General features: G+C 72.4%; 17 protein-coding genes. 3 read left to right on the top strand and 14 right to left on the bottom strand.

The genetic code is table 11. From position 1 onward, the window contains the following. Positions 1-12 precede the first annotated feature (12 nt). Positions 13-744, bottom strand: coding sequence for a UPF0149 family protein (locus Q0863_RS06920; protein ID WP_298576733.1), 732 nt, complete (start codon positions 742-744; stop codon positions 13-15). A 252-nt stretch (positions 745-996) separates the two neighbouring features. On the opposite strand from Q0863_RS06920, the gene Q0863_RS06915 reads away from it, so the two are divergent. Then, positions 997-1,242 (top strand): hypothetical protein, encoded by a 246-nt coding sequence (locus Q0863_RS06915; RefSeq protein ID WP_298576731.1) that lies wholly within the window; start codon positions 997-999, stop codon positions 1,240-1,242. A 21-nt stretch (positions 1,243-1,263) separates the two neighbouring features. On the opposite strand, the gene cobA is transcribed toward Q0863_RS06915, so the two are convergent. From cobA to Q0863_RS06875, 8 genes are all read right to left on the bottom strand, one after another. Further along, a complete protein-coding gene (gene cobA / locus Q0863_RS06910; protein WP_298577071.1) occupies positions 1,264-2,013 on the bottom strand; it encodes a uroporphyrinogen-III C-methyltransferase in 750 nt (249 codons plus the stop codon). A 65-nt stretch (positions 2,014-2,078) separates the two neighbouring features. After that, a complete protein-coding gene (locus tag Q0863_RS06905; RefSeq protein ID WP_298576730.1) occupies positions 2,079-4,859 on the bottom strand; it encodes a nitrate reductase in 2,781 nt (926 codons plus the stop codon). Beyond that, entirely contained in the window at positions 4,859-5,230 is a 372-nt protein-coding gene (nirD, locus tag Q0863_RS06900) for a nitrite reductase small subunit NirD (protein ID WP_298576728.1), read from the bottom strand. The genes Q0863_RS06905 and nirD overlap by 1 nt, the downstream gene beginning before the upstream one ends. Before the next feature lies 1 nt (position 5,231). Continuing rightward, positions 5,232-7,703: a nitrite reductase large subunit NirB gene (nirB, locus tag Q0863_RS06895; protein ID WP_298576727.1), complete on the bottom strand. Its 2,472-nt coding sequence runs from the start codon at positions 7,701-7,703 to the stop codon at positions 5,232-5,234. Next, on the bottom strand, positions 7,700-8,188 hold the full coding sequence (locus tag Q0863_RS06890; protein ID WP_298576726.1) for a GNAT family N-acetyltransferase: 489 nt from the start codon (positions 8,186-8,188) through the stop codon (positions 7,700-7,702). The genes nirB and Q0863_RS06890 overlap by 4 nt, the downstream gene beginning before the upstream one ends. Then, positions 8,185-9,354, bottom strand: coding sequence for a nitrate/nitrite transporter (locus Q0863_RS06885; RefSeq protein WP_298577069.1), 1,170 nt, complete (start codon positions 9,352-9,354; stop codon positions 8,185-8,187). The genes Q0863_RS06890 and Q0863_RS06885 overlap by 4 nt, the downstream gene beginning before the upstream one ends. A 496-nt stretch (positions 9,355-9,850) precedes the next feature. Then, positions 9,851-10,915 carry a CmpA/NrtA family ABC transporter substrate-binding protein gene (locus Q0863_RS06880; protein WP_298576724.1) on the bottom strand — a complete coding sequence of 355 codons (1,065 nt, stop codon included), beginning with the start codon at positions 10,913-10,915 and terminating at the stop codon, positions 9,851-9,853. Then, a complete protein-coding gene (locus Q0863_RS06875) occupies positions 10,912-11,487 on the bottom strand; it encodes an ANTAR domain-containing protein (protein WP_298576722.1) in 576 nt (191 codons plus the stop codon). The genes Q0863_RS06880 and Q0863_RS06875 overlap by 4 nt, the downstream gene beginning before the upstream one ends. A 91-nt stretch (positions 11,488-11,578) precedes the next feature. On the opposite strand from Q0863_RS06875, the gene Q0863_RS06870 reads away from it, so the two are divergent. Continuing rightward, positions 11,579-12,568 carry a siroheme synthase gene (locus tag Q0863_RS06870; protein WP_298576721.1) on the top strand — a complete coding sequence of 330 codons (990 nt, stop codon included), beginning with the start codon at positions 11,579-11,581 and terminating at the stop codon, positions 12,566-12,568. Positions 12,569-12,646: 78 nt separating this feature from the next. On the opposite strand, the gene Q0863_RS06865 is transcribed toward Q0863_RS06870, so the two are convergent. Both Q0863_RS06865 and Q0863_RS06860 read right to left on the bottom strand, forming a co-directional pair. Further along, positions 12,647-14,383, bottom strand: a complete 1,737-nt coding sequence (locus tag Q0863_RS06865) for a GAF domain-containing protein (RefSeq protein ID WP_298576719.1) — start codon at positions 14,381-14,383, stop codon at positions 12,647-12,649. Next, entirely contained in the window at positions 14,380-14,946 is a 567-nt protein-coding gene (locus tag Q0863_RS06860; RefSeq protein ID WP_298576717.1) for a biliverdin-producing heme oxygenase, read from the bottom strand. The genes Q0863_RS06865 and Q0863_RS06860 overlap by 4 nt, the downstream gene beginning before the upstream one ends. 209 nt (positions 14,947-15,155) lie before the next feature. Between Q0863_RS06860 and Q0863_RS06855 the strand changes: the two genes are divergently transcribed. After that, positions 15,156-15,998, top strand: coding sequence for an alpha/beta fold hydrolase (locus Q0863_RS06855; RefSeq protein ID WP_298577067.1), 843 nt, complete (start codon positions 15,156-15,158; stop codon positions 15,996-15,998). A 111-nt stretch (positions 15,999-16,109) separates the two neighbouring features. Here Q0863_RS06855 and Q0863_RS06850 read toward each other — a convergent pair whose 3' ends face one another. From Q0863_RS06850 to Q0863_RS06840, 3 genes are all read right to left on the bottom strand, one after another. Beyond that, positions 16,110-16,538: a YkgJ family cysteine cluster protein gene (locus tag Q0863_RS06850; RefSeq protein ID WP_298576715.1), complete on the bottom strand. Its 429-nt coding sequence runs from the start codon at positions 16,536-16,538 to the stop codon at positions 16,110-16,112. A 93-nt stretch (positions 16,539-16,631) separates the two neighbouring features. Next, positions 16,632-17,300: a TenA family protein gene (locus Q0863_RS06845; protein WP_298576713.1), complete on the bottom strand. Its 669-nt coding sequence runs from the start codon at positions 17,298-17,300 to the stop codon at positions 16,632-16,634. Then, the gene (locus Q0863_RS06840) at positions 17,300-17,950 is read right to left on the bottom strand and encodes a TenA family protein (protein WP_298576712.1); all 651 of its coding nucleotides are present in this window, start codon (positions 17,948-17,950) and stop codon (positions 17,300-17,302) included. Before Q0863_RS06840 ends, Q0863_RS06845 begins: the two co-directional genes overlap by 1 nt. Between the last annotated feature and the right edge of the window lie 130 nt (positions 17,951-18,080).

Below are 18,080 nucleotides of genomic sequence, written 5' to 3'. Positions count from 1 at the left end.
ATGCGTTCGCGATCAATGCGCCCCGCAGCACTTCTTGTGCTTCCTGCCGCTGCCGCAGGGGCAGGGGTCGTTGCGGCCGGGCCCGTCCTCGCGGCGGATCGGGGTGCGCGGGGTGAGCGCGTCGATGCGGTGGTGGTGGAGGTCGGCCAGCATGCCCGGCAGCGACAGGACGACCGCGAGGCGCTCGCGGTAACCGACGGGCGTGGGGGCTGCGGTCGGGTCGTCGCCGTTGATGGCCTCGCCGCTGGCGAGCCGGTCGAGGTGGTCGAAGATCTCCTCCATCCAGTCGTTCTCGTCCAGCCAGCGATCCCATTCGGCCTCGCGCAGGGCCACCCCGTCGAAGAAGCCCAGGGCCCAGTCGTGGCCGACGTCGAGTTCGTCCTCGTGCAGGGCTTCCTCGCCGGTCAGTTCCGGGTCCTCGGGCAGCCACATCAGCGGCGCGAGATGGTCGGGCAGGTCGTCCTCGCCGTGGCGCACGCGCGCGGCGCACATGTTCCAGTGGCCCATCAGCAGCTGCAGCACCTCCAGCGCCTCCTCCGGGCTGTCCCAGCGCGGCGGCTTGCCGCCCCAGACCAGCGGCTGCCATTCGCTGGGCATCACCAGCGAAGGCGAGACCACCAGCGCCGACAGGAAGCCGTCCAGCGCCTCCAGGTTGAAGCCCTTGAACGGCACCGCGCGCTGTTCCAGCAACTCGGCCAGGCGTTCGATCTGGGCGTCGTCGAGATAGGGCGGGGGCGTGGACATGGCGGCGGCATCCGGCGGGGAGGCGTGCATGGTAGCCGCGCCCGCCGCCAATGGCCCGTCCTGGCTGCGCCGTCGACTGCGGCACGGGCGCCGTCCACGCGTTCGGCGCGGACACGGACTCCGCGCCGGGGCCGACGAAGTGCGATGGCTGCGTTGATCCCGATCAGCGGGTCGGGAATGCGGCACCCGCTGCCCGCGAAAGCGCATGCTATCGTCGGGTCCCCGCGACCGGCATCTGCAAGGAACGCCCGAATGCCCGACCGTCTTCCCTCGCATCTGCAGCTCGCCCTGGCCTCGGTGGATGTGTTCACCGACGACGGCAAACTCGATCTGACCGAACTGGAGTCGCTGCTGGCAAAGGCGCTAGCCGACCATCGCCTCGACGACGACGAGAAGCGCGTGCTGGGCAACGTGATGGACCGGGCCGAGGCCGGCGGCGTGGCGGTTGACGTGCAGGCGCGCATCGACCGCATCCGTCGGGAGCACCTGGCCGGCTGACGCGGGTCGACCCGCCCGCGCCTAGGCGACCGATGTGGCGTGCGCGCGTGCCGCGGCGGCGGGCACCGGCGTCTGCAGCGCTTCGCCCAGCGCCCTGCCGACCAGGATCACGCCGGGCGCGCCAGGCGACAGGCCCGCGGCATCGCTGGCCAGCGCCGACAGGGTGGTGAGCAGTCGCTGCTCGCCCGGCTGGCTGGCGGCCTGCACCACCGCGGCCGGTGTGTCTGCCGGCAGGTGGCGCAGCAGCGCGTGGGTGAGCGAATCGATGCGGCGCATGCCCATGTAGATCGCAAGCGTGGTGCCGGTCGCGCACAGCGCGGCCCAGTCCGGCTCGCCGTGGTCGGCGGTGTGTGCGGTGACCAGGGTCAGGCCGTGGCAGTGCTCGCGGTGGGTGAGCGAGGCGCCGAGCGCAGCCGCCGCGGCGAAGGCGGCGCTGACGCCGTTGATGATGCGCACCGCCACGCCGGCCGCGCGCAGGAAGGCGATCTCCTCGCCGGCGCGGCCGAACAGCAGTGCCTCGCCGCCTTTCACCCGCACCACCCGCTGGCCCTGCAGTGCGCAGCGGCGCATCAGCCGGCAGATGAAATCCTGCGGAGTGGAGCGGCAGCCGCCGCGCTTGCCGACGCGGACCACGCGCGCGCGCGGCGCGAGTTCGACGATGGCCGGGTCGACCAGTTCGTCCAGCAGCAGCACCTCGGCCTGCGCGAGCGCGCGCACCGCCTTGAGCGTGAGCAGCTCGAGATCGCCGGGGCCGGCGGACAGCAGGACCACGTCCTGCGGAGGGCGGCGAGCGGACTGCGGATGCGCGGACATGGACACCGGAACCTCCGTGGGACTCAGGCGATGGCGGGCTGGCGCAACAGGCGCACCAGCTGGGGAATGCAGGAACCGCAGACGCTGCCGCAGCCGAGTGCCTGCTGCAGCGCGGGCAGGTCGGCGCCGTTGCGGATCTCGGCGCGGATCGCCGATTCGGTGACGTGGCGGCAGCTGCACACCACCGCATCGCGCGCGGCCCCGGCCCGCGCCGAGAACGCGCCCAGGCGCGGCCCCTGCCAGGGCTGTCCCGACAGCGCGATGCGCAGCAGCGCGTCGCCGCCGGGCGCGACATCGCTCCACAGCAGGCCGTCGATGCGGCTGGCGTCGCCTGCGCCGCGCCAGGCCACGCGCTTGCGCAGGCCGCGACGCGCGTCGTGGTATTCGAGCGTATCGGCGCCCGCGGCCAGCGCGAGCGCGTCATCGAGCGCGGCCAGCCAGTCGTGCGGCATCGGCGCCGGCGCGGCGGCGCGCAGTACCACCCACGCCGTCTCCCCCGGGGCAGCGTCGCCGGCCTGCGTGCCGGCATCCGCGTGCAGCGAAAGCCCGGCGTAGCCGCAGTCGCGCAGCAGCGGCTGCAGCGCCTCGCGCATCGACAGCGCGTCGCCACGGCGCGCGGCCAGCAGATGCCAGTCGAACGCCGCCTTCTCCACGCGCACCGCCGCATGCTTGAGTTCGGGCTGCTGCGAACGCGCGTCCACCGCCGGCAGGCTGAGTTCGTTGATGCCGCCACTGGACAGGTGCTGGCCGCCCCAGTGCATGGCCGCGAACACGGTGCCGGAGCCGACCTCGTCGGACAGCTCCAGCGGCAGGACCAGTTCGCCGCGCTTGCTGGCCACGCGCACCAGGTCGCCGGCTTGCAGTCCGCGTCGCGCGGCATCGTCAGGGTGCATGCGCAGGCCCGGTTCGGGGCTGTGCGCGAACAGCTCCGGCACGCGGCCGCTGCGCGACATGCCATGCCACTGGTCGCGCAGGCGGCCCGTGAGCAGGCGCAGGGGGAAGCGCGCCGAGGTCGGCTCGGCAACGGGGCGATACGGCGTGGGGTGGAAGCGCGCGCGCCCGTCGGTGGTGGCGAACACGCCGTCCCCGTAGCGACGCGGCTGGCCGGAGCGACTGCCGGCGGGGAACGGCCACTGCTGCGGGCCGTCGCGTTCCAGCACGTCGTAGTCGAGGCCGCCGATGTCGAGGTCGCGGCCGACGGTGAGCCTGCGGTGCTCGTCGAAGATCGCCGCTGGCGTCTCGGCGGCGAACAGCGGCGCGGCGCCCGGCGCGCCCAGGCGGGCCTCGAGCCTGCGCGCGATCTCGCGCGCGATCCACCAGTCGGGCTTCGCCTGCCCCGGGGGCGCCACCGCGGCGCGCACGCGCGAGATGCGGCGCTCGGAATTCGTGACCGTGCCTTCCTTCTCGCCCCAGGTGGCGGCCGGCAGCAGCGCGTCGGCATAGGGCACGGTGTCGGTGCCGGCAAAGCACTCCTGCACGATCACGTACTCGGCGCGCTGCAGTGCCTCGCGCACGCGGCCGATGTCGGGCATCGAGTGCGCGGGATTGGTGCAGGCGATCCACACAGCCTTGACCTTGCCGCTGTGCAGCGCGTCGAACAGCTCCACGGCGGCCAGGCCGGGCCGTGCCGGCAACGCGCCGGGCGCAAGCTTCCACAGCGCTTCGACCTCGGCGCGATGCGCGTCGTTGTCGAGCTCGCGGTGCGCGGCCAGCATGGTCGCCATGCCGCCCACTTCGCGTCCGCCCATCGCATTGGGCTGGCCGGTGAGGGAGAACGGCCCGGCGCCGGGGCGCCCCAGCTGGCGCGTCGCCAGGTGCAGGTGGATCAGGGCCAGGTTCTTGTCGGTGCCGTGCGCGGACTGGTTCAGGCCCATGCAATACAGCGACAGCGCCGCGGGGCTGCGGCCGAACCATTCGGCGGCGGTGACCAGGTCCTGCGCGGCGATGCCGCAGATCTCGGCCGACATGCGCGGGGTGTACTCGCGCAGCAGCTGCTTGAGTCCGGCAAAGCCAGTGGTGTGCGCGGCGATGAAGTCCTCGTCCAGCAGCCCTTCCCACACCAGGTGGTGGAGCATGCCGTTGAACAGCGCGACGTCGGTGCCCGGCTGGATCTGCAGGTGCAGGTCGGCCATGGCGGCGGTGTCGGTGCGGCGCGGGTCCACCACGATCCAGCGCACGCCCGGGTCGCGCGCCTTCGCCTCCTCCAGCCGCCGGAACAGCACCGGGTGCGCGTATGCGGCATTGCTGCCGGCGAACAGGACCGTCTTGGCGTGTTCCAGATCGTCGTAGCAGGTGGGCGGGCCGTCCGCACCGAAGGCGAGCTTGTAGCCGCTCACCGCGCTGGACATGCACAGCCGAGAGTTGGTGTCGATATTGGCGGTGCCGAGCAGGCCCTTGGCCAGCTTGTTGAAGACGTAGTAGTCCTCGGTGAGCAGCTGGCCGGAGAGGTAGAACGCGACCGAGTCCGGGCCGTGGCGTTCGACGATGCCAGCCAGGCGCTCGGCCACCGTGTCCAGCGCCAGTCCCCAGTCGACCGCGCGGCGTGCATCGCCGCGGCGTTCGCGCAGTTCCGGCTGCAGCACGCGCCCGTGCAGGCTGCGTGCGCTGTCGGCCAGGGCGCGGCCCTTGCTGCAGAGCCGGCCGGCGTTCGCGGGATGGTGCGGATCGCCCTCGACGCCGGTGATGCGGGACTGGCCATCGGCTTCGTGCGCACTGTGGACCAGCAAGCCGCAGCCGACGCCGCAGTAGCAGCAGGTCGAGCGCGTGCTGCGCTGCTGCGGCTGCGCGACGCCGGCGCCGTCCATCAGGCGATCGCGCCCGCGGTGGCGGTTTCGGTCGCCGGATCGGCGGCCTGCGCAAGCAGCAGCCAGACCTCGCCATCGCGCAACTGCACCGCATGGCGCCGCGCGCAGCCCACGTCCGGCGCGCAGGCCTGGCCGCTGTCGAGCGCGATGTTCCAGCCGTGCAGCGGACAGGTCACGCTGTCGCCGGACACGATGCCCTGCGACAGCGGTCCGCCCTTGTGCGGGCAACGATCGGTGAGCGCGAACACGCGGTCGGCGGCGGGGCGGAACAGCGCGATGTTGTCGCTGCCGCCGCATTCGAGCACGCGTGCGCCCAGCAGCGGGATCTCGTCGACCGCGCAGACGCGCACCCAGGTGTCGGCATCGCGCATCTCAGTCCTCCAGTGCAAGGGCGATGGGGCGCGCCGGCTCGACCGCAGCGAGCTTCAGCGGCGCGTACTCGCGCGGCTGCGCGCCGGCGATGCGCGCGGCCCAGGGGTCGGGCAGGCCTAAGAGCGCGAACAGCAGCCGTTCGTACAGGGCGCGGCGGCTGTCGGCGTCGTCCACCACCTTGCGCTTGATGTAGTCCAGGCCGACGCGCTCGATGTAGTGCACGGTGCGGTCGAGGTAGTACGCCTCCTCGCGGTACAGCTGCAGGAACGCGCCGGTGTATTCCTTCACCTCCTCGGCGGTCTTCACCTTGCACAGGAAGCGCGCGACCTCGGTGCGGATGCCGCCGTTGCCGCCGACGTGCAGTTCCCAGCCCGAATCCACCGCGATGATGCCCACGTCCTTGATCCCGCTTTCGGCGCAGTTGCGCGGACAGCCCGACACCGCCAGCTTGACCTTGTGCGGGCTCCACATGTTGGCCAGCATCGTTTCCAGGTCGATGCCCATCTGCGTGCTGTTCTGGGTGCCGAAGCGGCAGAACTCGCTGCCCACGCAGGTCTTCACCGTACGGATCGACTTGCCGTAGGCGTGGCCCGACTGCATGCCGAGGTCGCGCCAGACGTCGACCAGGTCCTCCTTCTTCACCCCGAGCAGGTCGATGCGCTGGCCGCCGGTGACCTTGACCATCGGCACGGCGTACTTGTCGGCGACATCGGCGATGCGGCGCAGTTCGCTGGCGTTGGTCACCCCGCCCTTCATCTGCGGGATCACCGAGAAGGTGCCGTCCTTCTGGATGTTGGCGTGCGCGCGCTCGTTGATGAAGCGGCTCTGCGGGTCGTCGATCGCCTCGCGCGGCCAGGTGGACAGCATGTAGTAGTTGATCGCCGGCCGGCAGGTGGCGCAGCCGTTGGGCGTGCGCCATTCCATGAAGGCGTAGGCCTGGGCGTGGCTGACCAGGTGGTGCTCGCGGATCGCCTGGCGCACTTCGCCGTGGGTGCGGTCGGTGCAGGCGCATACCGCCTTGGTCTTGGGCGTTTCCTGGAAGTTCGAGCCCAGGCAGTTCATCAGGATCTGTTCGACCAGGCCCGTGCACGAGCCGCAGGAGCTGGCGGCCTTGGTGTGCTTCTTGACCTCGTCGACGGTGAACAGGCCCTGCTCGCGCACCGCCTTCACTATCGTGCCCTTGCACACGCCGTTGCAGCCGCAGACCTCGTCGGCATCACTCATGTTCGCGACCCGGTCCTGGCCGCCGGTGCCGGAATCGCCCATCGCGGTCTCGCCGAAAGCGAGCGTGTCGCGGCGGTCTCCGATCGCCGCGCCGTCCTTGATCTGCCTGAAGTACCAGGCGCCATCGCCGGTATCGCCGTACAGGCAGGCGCCGACCAGCCGGTCGTCGCGGATCACCAGCTTCTTGTACAGCCCGCCGGCCGGGTCGGAGAGCACGATCTCCTCGGTGCCCTCGCCGCCCATGAACTCGCCGGCCGAGAACAGGTCGATGCCGGTGACCTTGAGCTTGGTCGAGACCGCGGACCCCTTGTAGATGCCGATGCCGAAGCTGGCCAGGTGGTTGGCGCAGACCTTGGCCTGCTCGAACAGCGGCGCCACCAGGCCGTAGGCGATGCCGCGGTGCGCTGCGCATTCGCCGACCGCATAGACGCGCGGGTCGAAAGTCTGCAGCGAATCGTTGACCACGATGCCGCGGTTGCAGTGGATGCCGGCCTCCTGTGCGAGCGCCGTGTTGGGGCGGATGCCGGCCGCCATGACCACCAGGTCGGCCGGTACTTCGCTGCCGTCGGAAAAGCGCACGCCGACGACTTCGCCGGCGGCGTTGCCGAGCAGTTCGCTGGTCGAGGTGTTGAGCCGGAACTTCAGCCCGCGCTCGACCAGGGATTTTTCCAGCAGCGCGCCGGCCACCGGATCGAGCTGGCGCTCGAGCAGCCAGCCGGCCAGGTGCACGACGGTGACGTCCATCCCGCGCAGCATCAATCCGTTGGCCGCCTCCAGCCCCAGCAGGCCGCCGCCGATCACCACCGCGTGGCGCTTGACCTTCGCCGCATCGATCATCGCCTGCGTGTCGTGGATATCGCGGTAGCCGATGACGCCCTTCAGGTCCTTGCCCGGCACCGGCAGGATGAAGGGCAGCGAACCGGTGGCCAGCAGCAGGCGGTCGTACTCGGCCTGCGTGCCGTCGGCCGCGATCACGCGGCGATGCACCCGGTCGATGCGCGTGACCTGTTTGCCCAGGTGCAGGCGGATGCCGTTGTCTTCGTACCAGGACAGCGGATTGAGCACGATGTCGTCGAAGTCCTGCTCGCCGGCCAGCACTGGCGAGAGCAGGATGCGGTTGTAGTTGGGATGCGGCTCGGCGCCGAACACGGTGATGTCGTACATCCCGGGCACCAGCTTCAGCAGCTCCTCGAGCGTGCGGATGCCGGCCATGCCGTTGCCCACCACCACCAGTCGTGGCTGTTTCATCGCGATGCCTCGTCTTGCGCGCCGGCCAGGGCGCGGGTCATGAAGGTGCTGCAGGGATCCAAGCGGTAGTCGCCGAACGGGCCGCATTCGACGAAGCCGAAGCGCGCGTACAGCGCGCGCGCCGGCGCGAACTCCGGCTGGCTGCCGGTTTCCAGGCTCAGCCGCCGGTAGCCGCGGCGGCGTGCCTCGGCCATCACCTGCTCCAGCAATGCGGCGGCCACGCCGCGACGGCGCGCCTGCGGCGTGGTGCGCATCGACTTGACCTCGCCGTGGGCCGCGTCGAGCGCGCGCAGCGCGGCGCAACCGAGCAGGGTGTCGCCCTGGTACGCGCTCCAGAAGGTGATGTCGGCCGCGCGCAGGCGCGACAGGTCGAGCGCATGCACGCTTTCGGGCGGCGAGATGCGGTGCATCTCGTCCAGGTGCGCCTGCAGCAGGGCGGCGACCTGCGGCCCTTCGAGTGGATCGATGGCGATCTGCAGGTTCATACGCGCGCCGTACCGACCGTCGACCAGTGCATCCGCCAGCGCTGCTTGACCCCGACCAGGCCCAGCGAGGCCGCCAGCGCGATCGCCGCGAACAGCCACAGGCCCGGCGCATAGCTGCCCGACTGCTGCTTGACCACGCCCAGCCCGGCGGCGAGCAGGAACCCGCCCACGCCGCCGGCCATGCCGATCAGGCCGGTCATCAGCCCGATTTCCGCGCCGAAGCGTTGCGGCACCAGCTGGAAGACCGCACCGTTGCCCGCGCCCAGGCACAGCAGGGTGAGCACGAACAGCGCCACCGTCGCGCCGGCGCCGCCGACGCCCAGGGCCGCCGCCGCGACCAGCGCGGTGACCGCCACGTAGACCATCTGCAGCGTGCGCGTGCCGCCGATGCGGTCGGCGATCACCCCGCCGATCGGGCGCATCACCGAGCCGGCCAGCACGCAGGCGGCGGTTGCCCATCCGGCGATCTTCGGCACCAGCCCGAACTCGTCGTGGAAATAGCCGGGCAGGGCGCTGGCGAACCCGGCGAAGCCGCCGAAGGTGATCGCGTAGAAGCCCATGAACCACCACGAATCGCGGTTGCCCACCAGCACGCCGGCATAGTCGCGCAGGCTCTTGCGCGCCACCGGCACCGGCGCGTCCTTCGCGCACAGCGCGAACACCACCAGCACCGCGACCAGCGGGATGCAGGCCAGGCCGAATACCGTCTGGAAGCCGAACATCGTCGCCAGCAGCGGCGCGAACAGCGCGGCCAGCACGGTGCCGGAATTGCCGGCACCCGCGATCCCGAGCGCCGTCCCCTGGTGCTCGGGTGGATACCAGCGCGAGGCCAGCGGCAGCGCCACCGCGAACGAGGCGCCGGCCACGCCCAGCATCAGCCCCAGCAGCAGGACCTGGCCGAAGCTGTGCACGCCCAGCCGCCAGGCCACCAGCAGCGCGGCGATCACCAGCACCTGCGCGAGCAGCCCGGTGCGCCTGGCACCGATGCGGTCGGCCAGCAGCCCCAGGAACAGGCGCAGCACGGCCCCGCACAGGATCGGCACCGCCACCATCAACGCACGCTGCTGGGTGTCCAGCAGCAGGGCTTCGGCGATCTGGACCTGCATCGGTCCCAGCAGGTACCAGACCATGAAGCTCAGGTCGAAGTAGAGAAAGGCCGACAGCAGGGTGGGCGTGTGGCCGGCCTGCCAGAACGATCGGTTCATCCGTGCGCGCTCCTTGGAGGAGGGCCGCTGCCCGCGGGCGCGGCCGGAAGGGGAAGGCGGAACGAAAAACGGCGTCCTCCGGTGTGGGCCGGAGAGACGCCGTTGTCGGCGACCGGGCTGCCGTCGTTGGCTGCCGGTCGAATGGTGGCCGGGAGCGGCTTTGCGCCCGACGGTTATTGCATCGCAACATGCATGCCAACCGCTGGAAGACGGTTGGCGCAGGTGGCAAAAGACCTCAGGATCAACGAGTTGGACGAACCGGCGGCACCGCGGGGCGGCCCGGCGGTGGCGGGAAGTCCTTTCCGGACTGCACTATTGTGGTGCGCTCATTGCGCTCGATTGGTGCAGTAAGGCGAACTGCGAGCGGAACGTCAGCGTCTCTTGCGACTAACTCCCGCATCCGGGCGGCACCGGCCCGTTGCGCCATCCAGAGCGCCCGGCACGCGCCGGGCCGGCCTCATTCCCAGCGCATGCCGTCGAACAGCACGCTGGTGCGCGAGTCGCCGCGCGGCAGCGACACGCCGGCCTGCAGCGCCGCCAGCCGGTAGGAGTCGATGCGGTGCACCTCGGCCAGCAGCGCGTCGTCGCCGGCGGCATCGGGGCCCAGCCAGCCCCAGCGCCGGAACTGGTGCAGGAACCAGCGCCCGTCCGACAGCCAGGGGAAGTTGACCGCGCCATCGCCGTGGAAACGCAGGCGGCTGTCGCCGGCCGGCCGCAGGCAGTCGGCGAGCTGCGCCGCGGGCAGGTCGATCGCGCCCTCGGCCAGCCAGGTGGCGGCCTGGCGGCGATGGTCGGGATCCTCGTCGAGCCAGCGGCAGGCCTCGAGCACGGCCGCAGTCAGGGCGGTGGCGGTGTCCGGCTCGAGCGCGGCGAAGCTGCGCCGGCAGGCCAGCACCTTCTCCGGGTGGCCCGGCCAGATCTGGTCGCTGCGGATCACGCGCACGCCCGCGCCGAGCGATTCGGCCCGCGCGGCCCAGGGTTCGCCCGCGCAGTAGCCGTCGATCTCGCCGCGCGCGAGCGCCGCGGGCATCTCCGCCGGCGACAGCGTGAGCGCCTGCACCTCGTGCAGCGGATCGATGCCCTGCGCGGCGAGCCAGTAGTACAGCCACATCGCGTGGGTACCGGTGGGGAAGGTCTGCGCCAGCCTCGGCGCATGCGCCGTCGACACCTGCAGCGCCTCGCGCAGCGACGCGCCAGCGCCCAGGGCCTGCGCGGCGCCGGGCGCCAGGACGATGGCCTGGCCGTTCTGGTTGAGCACCATCAGCAGCGCCATCTGTCCGCCCGGGCCGCCGATGCCGGCCTCGATGCCGTAGACCATGCCGGCCAGCGCGTGCGCGGCATCGAGTTCGCCCGACAGCAGCTTGTCGCGCACGGCCGCCCACGAGCCCTGCCGCAGCAGCTCCAGGCGCAGTCCGTAGCGGCGGTCCAGGCCGAGCCTGGCCGCCGCCAGCAGCGGTGCGCAGTCCACCAGCGGCATGTAGCCCACGCGCAGCTCGCGGGGCCTGGCGGGATCGCGGCTCATCCGAGCAGGTCCGCCATGGACACGATCCGCCGCGCCAGCTCGGCCAGCTTCAGGTTCTGCCGCATCGCCTGCTGCCGCAGCGCCGCGTAGGCCTCGCGTTCGCTCATGCCGCGCTTCTCCATCAAAAGCCCCTTGGCCTGCTCGATCGTCTTGCGGTCCTGCAACTGCTGCTGCACGCCTTCGAGCTGCTGGCGCAGTTGCGCTTCCTGCTCGAAGCGCGCCAGCGCCAGCTGGATGATCGGGCGCAGGCGCGAGGGCGCCAGGCCGTCGACCACGTAGGCCGCGACGCCCGCGCCGACCGCGGCGCGGATCAGCTGTTCGTCGTCGTTGGCCGAGAACATCACCACCGGCCGCGGCGCGTGCCGGTGCAGCATCGCCAGCTGTTCGAGGGTGTCGCGCGAGGGAGAATCGACGTCCAGGATCACCACGTCCGGCCGGTGGGTTTCCACCGCTCGCAGCAGCGCGGTCGGACCCTCGATCCCGTCGAACACCTCGTGCCCGGCCGCGACCAGCGCCGCGCGCAGGTCGCCGATGGGCTTGGCGGTGTCGTTGATCAGCAGGATGCGCGGCATGCGCGGCTCGGCGGCTGGCGGGGAGGGGCGTTCGGCGCTATGTTGCCTTGCAACATAAGCGCAACCAGCGTCGATTGCCAAGGGAGCCGCGATGCCGCTCTATCCGATGTTCGCCGATCTGTCCGGCCGCGAAGTGCTGGTGGTGGGCGGCGGCGAGGTGGCGCTGCGCAAGATCGAGGCGCTGCTGCAGGCCGATGCGCGGGTGCGCGTGCATGCCCGCGAACTGCATCCGCAACTGGCCCGATGGGGGGCGGAGGGGCGGCTGGAGCGGCTGGACGGCGCCTTCGACGAGGCCTGGCTGGCGCGCTGCCGGCTGCTGGTGGTGGCGACCGACGATGCCGGCGTCAACGCGCGGCTCGCGGCGCTGGCGGAGGCGCGCGGCGTGTTCGTCAACGTGGTCGACGATGCGGGCCTGTCGAGCTTCCAGGTGCCGGCGGTGATCGACCGCGCGCCGCTGCAGCTGGCGATCTCCTCCGGCGGCGCGGCGCCGATGCTGGCGCGGCGCCTGCGCGAACGGCTCGAAGTCGAACTGGATCCCGCGCTGGGCGCGCTGGCGCGGCTGTTCGCCACGCACCGCGCGGCGATCCGCGAACGCCTGCCGGACCTGGCCCGGCGCCGCCGCTGGTTCGATGCGGTGATCGATGGCGCGGTCCCGGCGCTGCTGCGCGCCGGTCGCGACGCCGAGGCGGCCGAGGCGTTCCTGCGCATGCTCGAGCCCGGCGGCCTGGATGGCGCCGGCGGACGCATCAGCCTGGTCGGCACCGGGCCGGGCGACCCCGGCCAGCTCAGCCTGGCCGCGCTGCGCGCGATGAACCTCGCCGACGTGCTGCTGGTGGACGCCGGCGTGGGCGCCGCGGTGCTGGCGTTGGCGCGCAAGGACGCCGAACGCGAACCGGCGCCGGCGGATCTGGCGGCCGCCCAGGCGCAGGTACTGGCCCATGCCCGCGACGGGCGCCACGCGGTGTGGCTGCGCCCCGGCGACGGCTTCCGCGTCGCGCCCTTCGCTGCGGTCGCCGCGGCGCTGCGGCAATCGCCATGGCCCTGCGAACTGCATCCGGGCATCGCGCCGGACGGCGGTTGACCGGCGGCGTTCGCAGTCGCCCCGCGCGGCACGGCGTGGCCGCCAGCGGGTGTCCCGGGGCGAACGGCTGCCTGGCTGCTAGACCGTCGCCAACGCGCCGAGGTCGCTGCCCGAGGCCAGCGCCAGCCGCTGCAGGTCCTGCTCCAGCCGCGAGATCCGCTCGGCCAGCACTTCGGTTTCGGCCGGGCTCACGTGCACCAGGCTTTCCAGCAGCTCGGACATCTGCCGCAGCCGGCTGCGGTGATCGTCGAGTTCCAGGCGTCCGCGGCGCGCGCGCAGTTCTTCGTGCGGCGCGATGCGGGCGTCCGCGGTGCGGTAATGGTCGCGCAGCACCAGCTGCAGCCGCGCCGCCATGCGCAGGTCGGCATCGCTCCAGGGTTCGCTGGCGCCGCGCACGGTTTCGTTCCAGGCGGCGAAGCTCGCGCGCGGGCCGATGCGCGTGCCGTCGGCATCGATGACGAAGGGTTCGTCCGGGCGTCCGGCCCAGCGCACGTCCTCGACCTGTTCGCAGCGGAAGAACAGCAGCCACTCGCCGCGCGCCGGATCCAGCGGCAGCGCCAGCACGCCGGCGATGCCGTCGGTGGATCCGGGCTGTGCGCACCAGTCGTCGGCACGCGATGTCGCGACCGGTGCGCCGCCGTGCGCGGCGCGCGCCAGCCAGGCGTCGAGGCCGGCAATGGCGGCCGCCGCTGGCGCGCGTCCGGCGGCCTGCCAGCGGCCGGCCTGCAGCAGCGCCGCGCCATCGGCGGGCAGGGTGCGCAGCACCACGTCGAGTTCGCCGGCCAGCGCCGCGCGCCCGTTCCCGGACTGCGACAGCCGCAGCGCCAGCGCGTCGCGCGCGCCGCGCGCATCGTCCTCGATCCGCGCGGCCTGCTGCTGCTCGCGCGCGGCCACGCGCATCGACACGAACAGCCCGAACAGGTCCGCCGCCGCGCGCACCCCCGGCGGCACGTGGCGCACCTGGCGATGGTGGCAGGCGATCAGTCCCCACAGGCGTCCGCCGGCGACGATCGAGATCGACATCGATGCCGCCACGCCCATGTTGGCCAGGTATTCCAGATGCACCGGCGAGACGCTGCGCAACGACATCTGGCTCAGGTCCAGCGGCTGGCCGCCGGCGGTGCGATCGGGCAGCACCGGCACCGGCGCATAGCACGCGTCGGGAATCACCCGGATGCGGTTGTGCAGGTACAGCCGCCGCGCCTGGGCGGGGATGTCCGAGGCCGGATAGCGCAGCCCGAGGTAGGACGGCACGTCGGCGTCGCGCGCCTCGGCCACCACCTCGCCGGCGTCGTCGTGGCGGAAGCGGTAGACCATCACCCGGTCGTAGCCGGTGAGCTGGCGCACCTGTTCGGCCACGCGTTCGTGGAAGGCCTCTTCGTCCTCGCCCTGGGCCACGCGCGCGATCATCGTCTGCGCCACCACGGTGGGCGAACGGTCGCCGGCGCCGCGCTGCTGCGGCTCGACCTCGATGTGCACCAGGCCATCGGCGGCGTGCACGCTGACTTCGCACAGGGCGGCCAGCGGCCCGATGTTGGCCACCGCCGCGCGCTGCGCCGGGCCGCCGGGATCGCTGAACCCCACCGTCTCGGCGATCGTCTGGATGACGTCGCCGGTGAGGAACTCGCGCAGCGGCTGGCGCAGCATGGCCTCGGGTGGCGCGCCGGTCAGCGCTTCGATGTTGGCCGAGACGTGGTGGATCGACCAGTCCGGCAGGCGGCAGCTGATCAGGTAGCCGTGCGGCTGGATCGCGCCGGACAGGTGGATCGGCTCGCTTGCGCAGGTCTGCAGGGCGCGTTGCAGTTCGGGAGTCATCGGCAGGGTTCGGGCTCGGCAGTGGCGGAAAGGCGATCGAAGCTGCGCTGCAGGCAGGCGTGGACCCGGGCGAAGGCCGCGCGTGCGCCCGCTTCGGCGCGGGCCATGCGCGGTGCGTCGCCGGCATCGAACGCCTGCAGGCGCGCGCGCAGCCCGGCCCACTCGTCCGAGGCGGCATGGCGTGCCAGGAACGTGGCACCGCGCCCGTCGGCGTGGCCCAGGCGATGCGCGTCGCGCAGCAGGCCGCGCGCACCCAGGCTGCTGCCGGCCATCACGTAGCGCCAGCCCAGCCGCGTCGCCGCGTCCGCCAGGAGGTGCTGCGCGTCCCGCGCGGCGAGCGGGGCCAGCGACAGCAGGTCGAGGTCCTCGGCGAGCCAGGCCGAGTGCCGCGGTGCGATCCCGACCGCGGCCTCGTAGTCCGCCGCGAAGCGGTGCATGCCCAGCACATAGCGGCGGTATCCGCAGGCCGAGTCGAGCCCGTCGGCGAACAGCCCGTCCACCTGCGCATGCAGGTCGGTGGTGGCCGCGCGCAGTCGTGCATGCGCCGCGCCGACGCGGGGCACGGGAGAGGATCCGGAGGGGGGAGTCATGTGCGGGCCAGCATAACCGACCGCCTGTGCACGTCGCCGACCGGGGTGTTCAGCCAGGTGAGGGCGGGTGCGTGCGAGGCCCGCCGCTTACAATGCGGTCCCGCTCGTCCGACGCAGAACCCGTGCGCTTTCCCGACTACGACTTCGCCAGCCACCACCTGGAAGTGCGGCCGGGCATCCGCATGCACTACCTCGACGAGGGCCCGCGCGAGGGCGAAGTCGTGGTCATGGTCCACGGCAATCCCTCGTGGAGCTACTACTGGCGCCACCTGGTGCGCGGCCTGCGCGACCGCTACCGCTGCATCGTGCCCGACCATGTCGGCATGGGCCTGTCGGACAAGCCCGACGACGCGGCCAGTGCGCTGCCGCGCTACGACTACACCCTGCGCTCGCGCGTCGAAGACCTCGAGACGCTGCTCGCCCGCCTGGGCATCGACGGCCCGGTGACCCTGGCGGTGCACGACTGGGGCGGGATGATCGGTTTCGGCTGGGCGCTGTCGCACATGGCGCAGGTGCAGCGGCTGGTGGTGCTCAATACCGCGGCGTTCCCGATGCCGGCCGACAAGCCGATGCCCTGGCAGATCGCGCTGGGCCGCGACTACACCGTGGGAGAGCTGGTGATCCGCGGGTTCAACGCATTCTCGGCCGGCGCTTCGTGGCTGGGCGTGGAGCGCCGCATGCCGGCCGCGGTGCGCCGCGCCTACGTCGCGCCCTACGATTCATGGAAGCACCGCATTGCCACCGTGCGCTTCATGCAGGACATCCCGCTGACGCCGGACGACCGCGCCTGGCCGCTGCTCGAAGCGGCCGGCCAGCGCCTGCCCGGCTACGCCGACCGCCCGGCGTTCATCGGCTGGGGCCTGAAGGATTTCGTGTTCGACCATCATTTCCTGGCGCGCTTCCGCCGCGACCTGCCCGATGCGCAGGTGATGGCCTTCGACGACGCCGGCCACTACGTGCTGGAGGACCGGCACGAGGTGCTGGTGCCGGCGATCCGGGAATTCCTGGACCGCCATCCGCTGTAGGCGTGCGGCGTTCGCCACGGGGCGTCCCGGTCGATCGGAGCCGGCTGGAGCGCCGCGCCGCGCCGATTGGCGGCGCCCGATCGTCCTGGCGTCAGGATCGAAGCAGGACGCTCAGGCCGCCACCGGCGGCAGCCGCGGCGTGGGCGGGCTGTTGCCGTTGTCGTCGGGCCGGTCGTCGTTGTCGGCCGCATCGCGCCAGCGCCAGTCGGCGGGGGTGAGCAGGGGCAGGCCGTGGGCCAGCCGCGCCTTGTCGCACTGCGCGCTGGCGGCGCCGTACTCCCACGAGGCGTCCACTTCGCGGCACACCGACGGGCGGCGCGGGTGGATCGTGCAGCGCGAGTACTCGCCGATCCGTGCATCCAGGGCGACGCAATGCACCGGCGCGCTGTGGGTGCCGCGCATGCACAGCCGGTGCGGGTCCAGGCGCTCGGTCAGCCCGGCCGGCACGCCGCCCGGGGTGGCCTCGTCCGACTCCATCCAGTGGAACGCGACCCGGTACTGGGTACAGCAGGCGCCACAGGTCAGACAGGGATGCGGCATCGGGGCGCGGCGCGAGGATGGGAGGCGGATTCTTCCGGGCGCCGCAGCCGCGCGCAAGTGGGATCGCAGGACCGGCCGGCGCGGTGCCCGCGGTCAGGTTCCGGCGTCCAGGCCGGCCTGCCAGAAGCCGGCTTCCAGCCGCGCCGCCTTGGCGAAGATCGCCACCAGTTCCGGGAACCGCGCCGCGCTGCCGTAGCGCCGGTCGAGGTCGTCCAGCCAGGCCTGCGCGTCCGCGGCCACCGCCTGGAAAGCCGGGCCCGAGTACTCGCCGATCCATTCGCGGTAGGGGTGCGCGTCGTCCAGGGCGCCGACGCCGCGCGGCGCCAGCGTGCGCCCGATCTCGGCATAGCCCAGGGTGCACGGGGTCAGCGCCACCTGCAGGTCGAGCAGGTCGCCGGACATGCCGATGTCCAGCACCCAGCGGGTATAGGCCACGGTCGCGGCGTGTTCGGGCGTGGCCTCGACGTCGGCCGGCGACAGGCCCCAGCGTTCGCACAAGCGCAGGTGCAGCTGCATCTCCACGTCCACGATCGCGGCCAGCCCGTCCTTGGCCGCGCGCATGTCGGCCAGGGTGCGCGCCTTGCACGCGGCCAGCGCATGCGCGCGCGCGAACTGGATCAGGAACAGGTAGTCCTGCACCAGGTACTGGCGGAACGCGGCGGCGGGCAGGCTCCCGTCGCCCAGGCCGCGCACGAAGGCGTGGTCGACATAGGCGCTCCAGTCGTCGGCCGCGGCCGCCTTGAGCCGTTCCAGCAGCGACATCACGCAGCCTCCGCGTCGTACACGGCGTCGAAGAACGCCAGCTCCAGCGCCACCGCGCGCTGGAAGAAGTCGCGCGCCAGCGCTGCTTCGCCCGGCCCCACGCGGTCGAGCTCGTCGCGCAGGAAGCCGACGAAGCCGGCGAAGAACGGGTTGTCGTGCAGGCTGATCCACTCGGCATGGACGAAGTTGCCCGGACGCGGCTGCGGTGCCCGCGTGGCCCAGTCCAGGTACAGGCCTTCGGCGACGTTGAGCACGGCCAGCGTGGCGGCGTACGAGCGGGTCGCCGCGGCTTCGCGCATCAGCGCCTTGAAGCCGGCGGTCGGCGCGGCATCGGGCGCGTTCGCCCGCGTGGACGCATCCACGCCAAGCGCCGTGAACGCGCGCAGGAAATAGTCGTTCTCCTCGCTGTAGACCATGCCGGCGAACCGGCCCAGGCGCAGCCGCGCCTCGAAGCTGTCGGCGCTGGCGATGGCCGCGCCGAGCAGGGTCACGAAGGCGTCGATGAAGCGGTGGTCCTGCACCAGGTAGCGCGCCATGGCCGCGTCGGCGATGCGGCCGCTGCACAGCTCCTGCACGAAGCGGTGCTGCACGGCCTGCGTCCAGGCCGGTTCGGTGCCGGCGCGCAGGTGTTCGCTGAAACGGGGGGACATCGCGCTTCTCCTGGTGGTGGCGGCGCGGCGCGCGGCCGGCGCGATTGTCCGGGACCGGCGCGGCGCCGTCCATGCGGAGCGCGGCCACGCTGCGCGCCACCGGCCCGCGACGCGGACGGTCGGCGATAAT

It is taken from the genome of uncultured Luteimonas sp., assembly GCF_947492465.1.
In the GTDB taxonomy this organism is placed as follows: Bacteria; Pseudomonadota; Gammaproteobacteria; order Xanthomonadales; family Xanthomonadaceae; genus Luteimonas.
This window is presented reverse-complemented; position numbering and strand designations above follow the sequence as displayed.

Bases quoted from the DNA above. Each gene is read 5' to 3' on its own strand.
- Q0863_RS06855 (WP_298577067.1), top strand. From the start codon at position 15,156: ATGCACTACCTCGACGAGGGCCCGCGCGAGGGCGAAGTCGTGGTCATG.
- Q0863_RS06905 (WP_298576730.1), bottom strand. From the start codon at position 4,859: ATGGACGGCGCCGGCGTCGCGCAGCCGCAGCAGCGCAGCACGCGCTCG.
- Q0863_RS06880 (WP_298576724.1), bottom strand. From the start codon at position 10,915: ATGAGCCGCGATCCCGCCAGGCCCCGCGAGCTGCGCGTGGGCTACATG.
- nirB (WP_298576727.1), bottom strand. From the start codon at position 7,703: ATGAAACAGCCACGACTGGTGGTGGTGGGCAACGGCATGGCCGGCATC.
- Q0863_RS06875 (WP_298576722.1), bottom strand. From the start codon at position 11,487: ATGCCGCGCATCCTGCTGATCAACGACACCGCCAAGCCCATCGGCGAC.
- Q0863_RS06865 (WP_298576719.1), bottom strand. From the start codon at position 14,383: ATGACTCCCGAACTGCAACGCGCCCTGCAGACCTGCGCAAGCGAGCCG.
- Q0863_RS06845 (WP_298576713.1), bottom strand. From the start codon at position 17,300: ATGTCGCTGCTGGAACGGCTCAAGGCGGCCGCGGCCGACGACTGGAGC.
- Q0863_RS06915 (WP_298576731.1), top strand. From the start codon at position 997: ATGCCCGACCGTCTTCCCTCGCATCTGCAGCTCGCCCTGGCCTCGGTG.
- Q0863_RS06850 (WP_298576715.1), bottom strand. From the start codon at position 16,538: ATGCCGCATCCCTGTCTGACCTGTGGCGCCTGCTGTACCCAGTACCGG.
- Q0863_RS06890 (WP_298576726.1), bottom strand. From the start codon at position 8,188: ATGAACCTGCAGATCGCCATCGATCCACTCGAAGGGCCGCAGGTCGCC.
- nirD (WP_298576728.1), bottom strand. From the start codon at position 5,230: ATGCGCGATGCCGACACCTGGGTGCGCGTCTGCGCGGTCGACGAGATC.
- Q0863_RS06920 (WP_298576733.1), bottom strand. From the start codon at position 744: ATGTCCACGCCCCCGCCCTATCTCGACGACGCCCAGATCGAACGCCTG.
- Q0863_RS06840 (WP_298576712.1), bottom strand. From the start codon at position 17,950: ATGTCCCCCCGTTTCAGCGAACACCTGCGCGCCGGCACCGAACCGGCC.
- Q0863_RS06870 (WP_298576721.1), top strand. From the start codon at position 11,579: ATGCCGCTCTATCCGATGTTCGCCGATCTGTCCGGCCGCGAAGTGCTG.